This window comes from Clostridium mobile (genome assembly GCF_018918285.1).
Lineage (GTDB): Bacteria > Bacillota > Clostridia > Clostridiales > Clostridiaceae > Clostridium_AW > Clostridium_AW mobile.
Genome location: NZ_JAHLQF010000002.1, coordinates 457,282 through 469,172, shown reverse-complemented (window position 1 = coordinate 469,172; position 11,891 = coordinate 457,282). Strand labels below are relative to the sequence as shown.

The window sequence follows — 11,891 nt, the reverse complement described above, 5'->3', positions numbered from 1 at the left end:
GTTTACATATTGCCTTTATCTTTTATTTAATAATTCGATTGAGAACTTACATGATTTAGTTTCCATTATTCAAAGAAAAATAAAGAAATAGTTTACTTTATTAAGTAAAACTATTTCTTATTCAAAATGATAATATTAATTTTATAGTAATTGTTTTATAATTATGCTCTTACATAACACTTTAATAAAGTAAATATACATTACTTTACATTGATTTTATAGTATTTATACAATTCATTTATGTCCGAACTAGACAATATATCTATGCTATTTTTAATATGATTTTCTTCCCAATCCCACCATTTCATTTCAAGTAGCATATCTATCTTATCTTTGTCAAATCTTTCTTTTAAATGTCTTGCAGGGTTTCCTCCTACAACAGTATAAGGAGCTACATTTTTTGTAGCTACTGATCTAGATGCAATTATTGCACCATCACCAATTGTAATTCCTGGCATAATCATAGCTTCTGCACCAATCCATACGTCATTGCCTATAATTGTATCTCCTTTTGGCTTATATGAATCTAGTAACTTATCTTTAAATGGATATACAGTTATCCAATCAGGGTTATGATTGTGATTTCCTCCCATCATAAATATTACTCCACTAGCCATACAACAATACTTACCTATTTTTATTCTATCTAAAGTCCACCCATAGTCTTCTATAGGATTATACATTTCCTTAGATTTTTCATCTCCCCATATATATCTCACACATATATCTTCAAAATCTCCACCTGCATAATATCCTGAATAATATGTGTATTCCCCAACCTCAATTAAGGGATTTTTTACTGTATCCTTTAAATATTTTATTTCTGTCCAGTGATTAAATGTATTATTCATCTTATCCTCCTAAGTTTAAGTTTTTGAATATCACTTAACTTAGGTCACACTGCCACATTCCTAAACTTTTTAATTCTCTTCATCATTTTAAGATACTTCCTTAAATTTTATTATTTCTTATCTTCTGAACGAATGTGTATTCATATAACAAAAGATATTACTATAATAGTATGATATATTTTGTTATAGATTTCAATAGTTGAAACCAGTCATATTTTACTGCTACACTTCCATATCCCAAAACGCAACCACCTGCAAGCAGCTATTTTAGCAATGCAAAGTGTTGTAATGAATTCATATAATAACTACAATTAATTTTCTATTGTATTATCTACTTTGTTATATCTTCTAATTTTATATATATTAAATCTTTTGTATTAGGTAAATATTTGATTTTCACGATGTCTCCCTCATAACAATTTTGGAGAATATAATTATAAAATTTATCATCATAAAACAATTCAAAACTATTATTACTTATTTCTATCTCTATATACTCATAATCACTTTTACTTACAATATCAATATATTCAATAGTAGTAACTTCTTCAACATAACCTTTTGACACTACATAAGGTAAGTCTTTAATTGTTGCCATTAAAGTTGATGAATATGGTTCACCAAAAAAGATAAAACTCATGGGAGATAGTATTATTAAAGCTACTAATATAGTACTGAAGTATTTTTTAGATTTAATCATATAGTTAATAAATAATAGTGTGATATTAATAGTAAGCACACCTAAAAAAATACTTCCCATAACATGATTCCAATAATTCCTATATGTATTATCCCTTAATGCTATATACCCTAATTTTCCCCACAAATATGCTGCAACAATAGGTCCAAAAATTAATAAAATATATTTATTTTTCAATATGTTTTTTATATCTATAAATAAAAACAATAAATTTCTCATAAAAGCTGAATCTCTAACTTTTAACCATACTTTATCTTTAAAACTTATTTTTTCATCAGTTTCATTTGTGTTGATAAATCCTTCATATTCAACATTCATATATTGGGCTTGAAGCTCTTTTATTTTTTTCTTAACTATCGGCGTAAGTTTTTTATCACCATTTAATAAATCATTAATTATAAATTTTGCTTCCTCTTCTTTTCCTACATTAAAATATATCTCAGCTTTCAATATATTACAAAACACATCATCCTTTTTATCATGGCCATCTTCTAAAAGAACTTTATTACTTTCTTCGTATAAACCTTTGAAATTATTATAATTCATTCTCGTATGCCTATAAATTTCAGTACATTTTTCCTTTACTTCTTCTCGTAAACTTTGCGATTCCTCCCAAATTCTATCAACCATAATCTCATTACCAGTAGCAATATAGTGATTTATTGAATAATAAAAGTATATATATTTTATAGAATCATCTAAATCATCAATATCAAAAGACTTCATTGTTTCCAGTATCTCTTCTGCCTTGTCCAATTGATTGTTTAAATAATGCCCAATATATAAATTTAAGATAGCTGATATTTTAAATGTTTCATCCTTTATTTTACTTACAGCTTTTTGTTGCTCTTCTATGAATTTTTCATAATCATTAAACTTTGATAGTATGTGCAGTCTTCTTCTTTCATTCCACTTATAATATATAAATTTAAAAATCCACATTTTTCCCCCTAAGTTTTCTTTAGTTCTTTCTTTTGAATCCTTGTGTTCTAGATATTAAATTTAATATTATATCTAACTTTCCAATTATCGTAATATAAGTCACAGTCTTAACAATTTAACTATTCTTCATCCCAAAAATCCTCTATTTCCTTCATGATTTCATTCGAGGGTGTTAAGGTAGCTTCTACTATTGATTTCCCTGTCTTTTTTAGATAATGCTTTATCATATAATAACCACATGCATAACCCGCACAATAAGACATACCTACAGGAAAATAGCCCTGCTGCTGTGCAAGCTCATCGCCCCAAAGGTATGCTGAAATATTCTCCAGCCCTGTTACATCTAAAGCATCTTTAATGAGTGGTTTGATATAATTGTTGAGGGTATCCATATCAGTTTTGCTTACCCAAGGTCCAACCATGTCTTCACCAAATATTGAGGTGGCAAAATTCTCGGCAAGTCCTTCGGAAATCATCATTTCTCCTAATGTAATATCATTACCCCATTTCTCAAATTGAAAACGCACATTATGATTACATTCATGAGCCAAAGCAACAGGAATTCTGCTGATAGTATGTTCATTTGGAATAAGAGATATAATAATATATCCAGGGATGCCTCCCTCTCCAGCATAACCATCACTCAATGATAGGTATGGGCTTTTAGGATTGCCAAGTATAAGAGAAAACATATAGTTTTTTACTGGCAATTCATACCCTGCTTTTGTAAAACACTCTAAGGAATTCTTAATGGTTTTTTTACATGTTTGCCATAAATCTTCATTTGAAATTAAATTTATGTTTTCCTTTTGGGTTTCATCCACCTCCGATGGTGGTAAATAACCAAGCATACTGCTTGCCATAACTACATCATAGCCACCTTTATTTGGAGACTTAAGAGGTACATTATAGCATGACCACTTAAATTGAAAAGGTTTGGCCATTTCATAACGATAAATATCATCTCGTTTTTCTTTTGGTGAATTCATCATTTTTTCGTAAATTTCATATGAACGTAATAGTGTAATATTCATATTATCATCTCCTTTTAATGTCAATATACACCTTTACGCAGCGTGAATGTCAATGCAATTTTCATCAAAATTTATTTCCTGTTTAATAGTAATAGAATAGAAGTAGTTAATTTCCTTAATTACTAAATGTTTATATTTATTTTATACTTTTCTTTTTAATTATAATTATGTTATAATTACAATTAAAACACAGTTAAAAATTCATGATAAATTTCATGGATTTGATTATAGGACAAGTTGTTACAAATAAAGCTGTAATTAAATCTAAATATAGGTGGTATCAGATATGGAATATTTATATATATTTTTTATTTTCTCATTCACAGGAATCTTCTTTGATCTTTTACGATTAATTATTATAAAGGTTTTATCTTTTGAACCGGAAGAAGTAACAATTTTTATGGGGCCAAAACTATTCAGTAAAACCATTGGAATTACTGAATTTAACCTAAAAGCAATTCCTTGTAGTTCATACATAAAGCTAAAGGATGCATTTATTGATGAAGCCAGTAGATTTGAAAAAATATTAATAGCATATTTACCTCAAATTCTATTGCTTATAGCGGCTTTTTATATGGTAATTAGTTCACAAAATTATATTTATACCATGTCCGGTAAATTATTAATTTTAGTGAATGGACTATCCTTAGTTTTCTCAATTGTATCTAATAAATGTGATGTGTTTTAGTGGATTTAAGGTAATTTACTTTACTTACGATAATATATTTATATATAACAAAAATGAAACCTCCTTGTGTTTAAATGGAAGCAATAAGCGCCATTAACAAGGAGGTTTTCTTAGGAAATTAGAGAGGAGATTATTATGGCTATTATTGGAATAGATTTAGGAACCACCAACAGTTTAAGTGCTATTTGGAAAGATGGGCAAGTAGAAATTATACCAAACGTTCTAAGAAAACATTCAACACCCTCCATTGTAAGTGTGGATGAGAATAATGAAATTTTAATTGGAGATGTGGCAAAAGAAAGACTTATTACTCACCCCCAGTCCACAGCATGCAACTTTAAAAGATTTATGGGATCATCAAAAAAATTTAATTTAGGATCTTACACATTTACACCTGAAGAATTATCTTCATTCATTATAAAATCATTAAAAGAAGATGCAGAAAAATATATAGGTGAAGAAGTTATCGAGGCAGTTATAAGCGTCCCTGCTTATTTTAATGATGCTCAACGTAAGGCAACTAAAAGAGCTGGTGAGCTTGCAGGGCTTAAAGTTGAAAGATTAATTAGTGAGCCAACAGCAGCAGCCGTAGCTTATGGATTGCATCAAGAAAATGATGAAACACAGTTTTTAGTATTTGATTTAGGTGGAGGAACTTTTGACATATCAATACTGGAACTTTTTGAGGGTGTAATGGAAGTAAAATCTATAGCTGGGGACAATTATTTAGGCGGTGAAGACTTTAATAAACTACTGGTTGATTATTTTTTACAAGAAAATGATTTAGATTTAAAAGTATTAGATAAAAAGGCATTATCATCTTTACACAAACAAGCTGAACTTTGCAAAAGATCATTGTCAAACCAAGAAAATGGAATTATGAGTTTAACTATAAATGAAAAATGTTTTGAAACTAAAATTGATAGAAATAAGTTTGTAAAAATGTGTTCAGAAATAATTTTAAGATTACGTCATCCAGTAGAAAGAGCTCTTAGGGATGCTGACATATCACCAGCAGAAATTGAAGCCATTATCTTAATTGGCGGAAGTACAAGAATGCCCCTAGTGAGATCTGTAGTTAGCAAAATGTTTAATAAATTACCCTACTCTAATATAAATCCAGATGAAGCAGTAGCATTAGGCGCAGCAATACAAGCAGCTTTAAAATCAAGAAATTCAGATTTAAAAGAATTAGTATTAACGGATGTATGTCCATATACTTTAGGAGTTGAAATAGTAAATGATTTGGGGGATGGCAATTATGAGCCAGGATATTTCCTACCTATAATTGAAAGAAATTCTCCAATACCAATAAGCAAAGTTGAACAATTGGTAACTATTAGAGACAATCAAACTCACATGGCAATCAATGTGTACCAAGGTGAAAGCAGGCGAGTTGAAAATAACATAAAACTTGGCCAATTAGAAATTTCAGTACCTCGTGGAAAAGCAGCCGAACAAGCAGTAGCCCTTAGATATACATATGATATAAATGGATTATTAGAAGTAGAAACTACTTTGGTAAGTACAGGAGAAAAGAAATCGTTAATAATTCAAAACTCAGAAAACTCAATGTCTGATGAGGAAATTAGAGAGCGTATGCTAGAACTTAAAGATATAAAAATTCATCCAAGAGATAAAACTGAAAATAGATTGCTCTTGGCTAGAGGGGAAAGATTATATGAAGAATCCCTTGGAGATAAGCGAGAATACATAGCAGCATTGTTAAGTGACTTTGAAAGAATTTTATTAACTCAAGATCCTAGGCTTATAGAAAAAAATGCAAAGTTATTTGCTGAAAGATTAAATGAATTGGAGACGTATTATTAATTATGAGTTGGTGGGAAATTTTAGGAATATCCTATGATAGTGATTTAAAAACTATAAAAAAAGCCTATGCAAAATTATTAAAAATATATAATCCAGAAGAAGACCCTGAAGGCTATCAAAAACTTAGGGAAGCATATGATAAAGCTATAAAAAATGTTAAGAATAATAATAAACAACAAAATTTAAATATTAATTTAGTTGAAAATATTAGTAATGATTTATATACAAATGAATCGGATGCTGATGAATGGGATACGGATGATTGGAGTATAGATGAAACCATAGTTAAAAAGCAATACCAAAATATTAATGACAATTATGAAGAACAACTCAATAATAATATTAATGAAAAAATAGAAGAATTTTTAGATAAACTAAATGAAATTTGTAGTGATAATTCTTTAAAGGAAAATACTGAAGCTTGGGAAGAATTATTAAACATGGATGTGGTTTGGAATGTCTATACCGCTCCTATTATAGAAGATTGTATGTTTGAATTTTTAGTAAGCCACAAAGATTTGCCTCTAAATATATGGTATATATTAGAGCATAATTTTAATTGGACTAAAAAAGAAGGAAGTTTATATAAAAAATATGATGGAGATATCGTTGAAGAAGTTTTTAAGGTTTTACAAAATATTAGTCAGTTTAAATATGAATATATAAAAGAAATGAACCCAAATTCTATTGAAAAATATTTATCATTACGTCATCAAGGCCATGAAGCATTAAAACTTAGAGATTATTACGAAGCTCAAGAGTGTTTACTTTCAGCTTATGAGATATTTACTCATGATGGAGAATTATTAAAATTAATAGGAGAGTTCTATTATAAAACTGGAGATTTAGATAAATCATTAGAATTTTATAAATTATCTTTTGAAATAAATAAATTTGACTTAGATGTTGCTTTATGGATTGGAAGTATTTTAGGAAGAAAGAACTTCTATGCAGAAGCTTTGCCATATTTTGAAATATGCTTATCCGTCAATAGTAACGATTTAGTAGCATTAAATAGCATAGTATACTGCTATTACTTTACTGGCAATTTAATAAAAGCAAAGTATTATTTTGAAAGAGTATTAGAACTTCAACCTAAAAATAAAAGAATACAAAAATGTATAATGACTATAGAATCAGAATTAGAAGGAAAGAATGTTAAACCTTTAAAATTAAAAAAGCGTAACCCTCACAAGAAAAGGATTGTTAAAAAGAAAAATAAAAGACAAAAAATAGAACCCTCTATGAAAAAAGCAATAACTAGAGTAATTGCAATTTTTATGATATTAACAGTTGCATCTTTTACATTAATTTTTATTATCAACAAGTTTTCTGATGATAATACTACTGAAGAAACTATAGAATACCAAGATAAATTTGATTCCCGAGATGAAATAATTTATGATGAAGATGAGACAGTTTTTAAAAACATAAAAACTAGAGATGATTTACGCAGCGTAGACGAGTACATTAATTTGCGAATATATTTAGATATAGTAATACCAACGAATTATTTCAAACTATCAGAAGAATTTAAAGGTAAGACTATAGTATCACAAAAAGAAATTGAAGCTAATAATCTACGAGATAAGATTGAAAGCCAACTATTTGTAGGAATTTTTGGCGATGGTGCTACATTATTTACAGATAAAAATTACAAAAAAGATACTGTAGATAAAAATGCTAAATATAAAATAGAAGGCGCTATGTGTAGAATTGATAAAGAAATTTCAGAAGATATTAAAACAAAATTTGAAACTCATAATGAAATTGCCAAAACCTGGACAAATCAAATGTATATAGATTGCTCACCAAAAGAAGTTGAAAGGTTACGAAAATATAATGAATCTTTTGAGATACGTAATGGCAGAAAGCTTAAAATTTCAAAGACATTAAAAGAATTTAAAGAAAGTAATTATGGCGCATTGCATTCTATATATGTAAAAAATATTATACCTCTTAATCTTTATGTCAACGTTGATGAAAATGGTAAATTTGATTTTCGTTCAAAAGAAGAACTAAATGAACAAAGTTTCAATAACAAAATATACATTCAAGCATTTGTGGGTGAAATTGATGGGAAAAATGTGATGTTTATAGATAAAGATTTTTCAATGAATAATGTAGATAGTAATAGAGGGTATAACATTGAGGGCTACAAGTACAAATTTAAAACAAAAGAACCTATAAAGGCACCAACAGAAAAAGGACAAAATGTTAATTCAGTGGAGATTGATCCTAGCTTTCTATATAATTCAAACTCTAAAAATATTGGCTAGCTACTATTTTAAAATATTAATTTAAATAGTGATACTAGTTGCCTAAGCAACTAGAATTGTATACTATAGGGTGCTATAAGCATCCTATTTTATTTTGCTCATTATTTGTATAAAGTTATTTATCTGCCTTTTTCTAAATCTATTAATCTCCTTATTTTCAGGAGTTATCATTAATATGCTCTTCTTCATGTTCCCTCCAGATAATAATTGATTGCATATGCCTTATTTTCAATTAATTTTTTATAAAAATTAAGATAGACTCAAATTTACTAAGAGTAAAGTTAAACCTATCTTTTTGACTTTTGTTTTCCAAATTTTTCATTTATAGCTAACAGCTTTCTAATTATATAATCATTTTTATTTTAATATATTCACCTATACAAATTGGAATTTATACTTCAATCATAGATATAAAATTCAAAACCATCTTCTGGTTCCCCAACTTGAAAACCTAATAATTCAGAAGCTCTACTTTTAAACAATTCAAACCATGAGTTCCATTCTTCTTGAGGTAATTTAGCATAGAACTGTAGTCCGCTAGGCTCAACAGATGCTTCTACCAGCTTCCCATCATTGCCATACCATTGTGGGCAGCCATTCACAAACCCATTCCAAAATGGCATTCCAAAATATAACTCATTCAATTTATCCCATATTTCAGCTGGTGCAGTATAATGTATATTCAAATTATGATTATGTATATTCATTGTCATCCTCCTCTTCAAATTAGAATTTATAACTCATCAAAAATTTACTAATCCCATATTCCGTAATTAACTACAAATACTTTTTTCTCAGCAATAATATAACATTCATAATCACCAGCATAGCAGCCACCAATTTCAATAATGACTGCATCTTTAAAAATATCTAAAAAATAATCTTGCTTTTCTTTACTCATACCATTAAACGTTGTAAACCATATAAATTCTTTCGAAAACCTATCATACTTTAAAAGTTTCATTCTTTTTTCCTTATAAGTAAATAAACTCTTATAAAATTGCGAATCCATCAACTTTTTTCGTTCTGTTTCTGATATTTCAAAAAAATCTAAACTCCATTCTTCCGAACAAGCAAAATCTAATAATATTGCTTTAATAAAACATTCCTGAATATTATTTTTAATATACTCAGAATCAAAATCCAACTCACTTATAATAATTCCAATAGGATAATTATGAAACCAATCTTCATAATTAATTTTTATATTCTTAGTATCCATTCTAATTGCAATATCCTTCGATAATTCATAATTATCAAGTAATTCTTCAATTTTATTTTTTATCTTTTCTTTATCCATGTATATTTTGTTCATTCCCTTTAATCATTTTTTCAATAAAAATTTTTATTTTTATTGTCACTCATCCGCAAATTGAAATTTCAATTAGTGTCTGTCGCTAATTTATTAAAAACTTTCATTACATATGAATTACCCTCTTTTTGCTTTGGATAAAAAACAAAAGTTTGCCAAAAATCTAAATTTATAATAAACTGATTCGCTCCGATTGATAAATCCTGTAAATATTCATCTTGCATAGCCAAATTCATATCAATGGATCCTTCTACAACTTTGTTTTTATATAAAAGTCGTAATGCTTCTATTAATTTATTTATGTCATGATGATTTGCACTGTACTTTACAAGAGAAATCGTATCAATTCCTACAACTTCATGTACTTCCCAACCATTATTAGCTTTTTTAATTATCTTATACATGCTTCTTATCTCACCTACAAATTCCTATTTATCTAGTTACATTTTTCCAAATACTTACTAAATAATTATAACATAAGCCAACGACACTTTTAATATCATTGACTTACTTTTATCTTTTAATTTTAGTTGTCCATAGATACGGTTCATCGTATAATGGACATCTTTCTAGAACTTTAAATATCTCTATTAGCTTCTATTTCTAATATCTTAAGAAAAACGATCATTAATATGATACTAGCTAATAATCCAATAGGTAGCATTGCATACAGTTTGTTTATTTTCATCACATCTGGAGCTATGGTAGCTCCTATAAATATAGATGAAAACACATTAAAAGTCACTGATTTTATTACTAAAGCAATTATTATGATGATAAAAACCGCTATTAGCGAAAGTATTATTACATCAACAAAAAAAGGTATATTTTCTATAAACTTATATATTGAAACATCTTTATTGTTAATATTAAATATAGCCTTAGTCATAATAGTTAACGTACCTTGAACAATATAACTTCCAATCATACTTGCAAAAGCAAATCCTAAAGCTGCTAGTACCTTACTAATAATTATATTTTTTCTTCCCTGTGGAAACATATAGGTGGTTTTTATGGTATTATCCTCAAACTCCTCATTAAATAATTCTGCAAATAAAATTCCACTATATATAATGAATATTACGGAAATCCAATATATGACTTTCTCAACATTAATTCCATTTGCGATTTTTATAATAAGTTTACCTTTAGTTATTACAAAATTGGTAGCTAAAAATATAGCCATATTTACAATGCCAAAACCTAAAATCTCTCTTGACATCTTATTTTTTCTAAACTCTAATTTAATTAAATCCCACATTATTATTCACCTCTCTTTACTATGTCAAAATAATAACCTTCTAAAGATATCTTTTCCGTTTTAAACTCTTTAACTTCAACTCCCTTATCCATTAAGTCTTTTATAATTCTACTTGAATCAATATTTAATCCCTTTATCTTTATAGTATCTTCGCCTATCAGCCTATAATTTTTAATTCCAAATTGTCGTTCCAATAAAGCCAATGCCCTTTGAGGAGTATTGACCTTAACATAAAAGCACTCCGCACACTTGTTTTTAAGTTCATTTAAGGATATTTCCTCAATAACATTTCCTTCCTTCATAAAAATCACCTGATTTACTAGGGCTTCAACTTCTTTTAAAATATGGCTAGAAATAATTATTGTAGTGCCATTTTCCTTATTAAGATTTAATAGAATGTCTCTTACATACTTAATTGAGGAAAGATCTAAAGAATTTATAGGTTCATCTAATATTAATACTTCTGGCTTTGTAATAATTGCTCTTGCAATACCTAGTCTTTGCTTTAAACCCTGAGATAGCTTTTTAGCTTTAAAATCCTTGTATTCTAAAATTCCAAAATCCTTTAAAATATTATCTATATTCCCAAAGTTGTAGTATCCCATATATCTACAGTAAATCTCTAAATTCTCTCTAACTGTAAGATCATCATAGAAAGTAGGATTTTCAATAATAACTCCAAAATCTCTAAGATATTCACTAGAGTTTTTATTAATCTCTTCACCATTTACTAATATATCCCCTGAACTAGGCTTAACTAATCCTACAATTGATTTTAGAAGGGTAGTTTTCCCTGCTCCATTTTCTCCAATCAATCCATATATTTTTCCTTTTTGAAAATTCAAGTTTATATTTTTTAGTACATGCTTATCTTTAAAGCTTTTGCTTAAATTTCTTATATCTATTATTGTTTTCATATATTAACTCCTTTCAAATTGCTTTCTATGGTTATATATTACTCAATAAAATTTTAGTGTTAGTTTAGTATTTATTA

11 protein-coding genes are annotated in these 11,891 nt (G+C 27.8%); 3 read left to right on the top strand and 8 right to left on the bottom strand.

Going from position 1 to position 11,891, the window contains the following annotated elements:
* Window positions 1–200 precede the first annotated feature (200 nt).
* The 3 genes from KQI86_RS08260 to KQI86_RS08250 all read right to left on the bottom strand — a co-directional run bounded on the left by KQI86_RS08260 (window position 201) and on the right by KQI86_RS08250 (window position 3,527).
* Window positions 201–851 carry a CatB-related O-acetyltransferase gene (locus KQI86_RS08260; RefSeq protein ID WP_216438800.1) on the bottom strand — a complete coding sequence of 217 codons (651 nt, stop codon included), beginning with the start codon at window positions 849–851 and terminating at the stop codon, window positions 201–203.
* 331 nt (window positions 852–1,182) lie between these two features.
* The gene (locus tag KQI86_RS08255; protein WP_216438799.1) at window positions 1,183–2,493 is read right to left on the bottom strand and encodes a hypothetical protein; all 1,311 of its coding nucleotides are present in this window, start codon (window positions 2,491–2,493) and stop codon (window positions 1,183–1,185) included.
* A 119-nt stretch (window positions 2,494–2,612) separates the two neighbouring features.
* Entirely contained in the window at window positions 2,613–3,527 is a 915-nt protein-coding gene (locus tag KQI86_RS08250) for a DUF2268 domain-containing putative Zn-dependent protease (RefSeq protein ID WP_216438798.1), read from the bottom strand.
* A gap of 286 nt (window positions 3,528–3,813) precedes the next feature.
* Between KQI86_RS08250 and KQI86_RS08245 the strand changes: the two genes are divergently transcribed.
* The 3 genes from KQI86_RS08245 (at window position 3,814) to KQI86_RS08235 (ending at window position 8,324) form a co-directional block, all read left to right on the top strand.
* Window positions 3,814–4,215, top strand: a complete 402-nt coding sequence (locus KQI86_RS08245; RefSeq protein WP_216438797.1) for a hypothetical protein — start codon at window positions 3,814–3,816, stop codon at window positions 4,213–4,215.
* Window positions 4,216–4,350: 135 nt separating this feature from the next.
* Window positions 4,351–6,045, top strand: a complete 1,695-nt coding sequence (locus tag KQI86_RS08240) for a molecular chaperone HscC (protein WP_216438796.1) — start codon at window positions 4,351–4,353, stop codon at window positions 6,043–6,045.
* Between the two features lie 2 nt (window positions 6,046–6,047).
* On the top strand, window positions 6,048–8,324 hold the full coding sequence (locus KQI86_RS08235) for a J domain-containing protein (RefSeq protein ID WP_216438795.1): 2,277 nt from the start codon (window positions 6,048–6,050) through the stop codon (window positions 8,322–8,324).
* Window positions 8,325–8,722: 398 nt separating this feature from the next.
* Here the strand turns inward: KQI86_RS08235 and KQI86_RS08230 are convergent, their stop codons facing one another.
* The 5 genes from KQI86_RS08230 to KQI86_RS08210 form a co-directional block, all read right to left on the bottom strand.
* Complete coding sequence (locus KQI86_RS08230; RefSeq protein WP_216438794.1) at window positions 8,723–9,031, bottom strand: hypothetical protein; 309 nt, start codon at window positions 9,029–9,031, stop codon at window positions 8,723–8,725.
* A gap of 47 nt (window positions 9,032–9,078) precedes the next feature.
* Window positions 9,079–9,624 carry a hypothetical protein gene (locus tag KQI86_RS08225; protein WP_216438793.1) on the bottom strand — a complete coding sequence of 182 codons (546 nt, stop codon included), beginning with the start codon at window positions 9,622–9,624 and terminating at the stop codon, window positions 9,079–9,081.
* 80 nt (window positions 9,625–9,704) lie between these two features.
* Window positions 9,705–10,040 carry a hypothetical protein gene (locus tag KQI86_RS08220; RefSeq protein WP_216438792.1) on the bottom strand — a complete coding sequence of 112 codons (336 nt, stop codon included), beginning with the start codon at window positions 10,038–10,040 and terminating at the stop codon, window positions 9,705–9,707.
* Between the two features lie 173 nt (window positions 10,041–10,213).
* Window positions 10,214–10,897: an ABC transporter permease gene (locus KQI86_RS08215; protein WP_216438791.1), complete on the bottom strand. Its 684-nt coding sequence runs from the start codon at window positions 10,895–10,897 to the stop codon at window positions 10,214–10,216.
* Window positions 10,898–10,899: 2 nt separating this feature from the next.
* Window positions 10,900–11,814, bottom strand: a complete 915-nt coding sequence (locus KQI86_RS08210) for an ABC transporter ATP-binding protein (RefSeq protein WP_216438790.1) — start codon at window positions 11,812–11,814, stop codon at window positions 10,900–10,902.
* Window positions 11,815–11,891 lie beyond the last annotated feature (77 nt).

Excerpts from the sequence above, each read along its gene's own strand:
- KQI86_RS08260 (WP_216438800.1), bottom strand. The coding sequence starts at position 851 with ATGAATAATACATTTAATCACTGGACAGAAATAAAATATTTAAAGGAT.
- KQI86_RS08255 (WP_216438799.1), bottom strand. The coding sequence starts at position 2,493 with ATGTGGATTTTTAAATTTATATATTATAAGTGGAATGAAAGAAGAAGA.
- KQI86_RS08250 (WP_216438798.1), bottom strand. The coding sequence starts at position 3,527 with ATGAATATTACACTATTACGTTCATATGAAATTTACGAAAAAATGATG.
- KQI86_RS08245 (WP_216438797.1), top strand. The coding sequence starts at position 3,814 with ATGGAATATTTATATATATTTTTTATTTTCTCATTCACAGGAATCTTC.
- KQI86_RS08240 (WP_216438796.1), top strand. The coding sequence starts at position 4,351 with ATGGCTATTATTGGAATAGATTTAGGAACCACCAACAGTTTAAGTGCT.
- KQI86_RS08235 (WP_216438795.1), top strand. The coding sequence starts at position 6,048 with ATGAGTTGGTGGGAAATTTTAGGAATATCCTATGATAGTGATTTAAAA.
- KQI86_RS08230 (WP_216438794.1), bottom strand. The coding sequence starts at position 9,031 with ATGAATATACATAATCATAATTTGAATATACATTATACTGCACCAGCT.
- KQI86_RS08225 (WP_216438793.1), bottom strand. The coding sequence starts at position 9,624 with ATGGATAAAGAAAAGATAAAAAATAAAATTGAAGAATTACTTGATAAT.
- KQI86_RS08220 (WP_216438792.1), bottom strand. The coding sequence starts at position 10,040 with ATGTATAAGATAATTAAAAAAGCTAATAATGGTTGGGAAGTACATGAA.
- KQI86_RS08215 (WP_216438791.1), bottom strand. The coding sequence starts at position 10,897 with ATGTGGGATTTAATTAAATTAGAGTTTAGAAAAAATAAGATGTCAAGA.
- KQI86_RS08210 (WP_216438790.1), bottom strand. The coding sequence starts at position 11,814 with ATGAAAACAATAATAGATATAAGAAATTTAAGCAAAAGCTTTAAAGAT.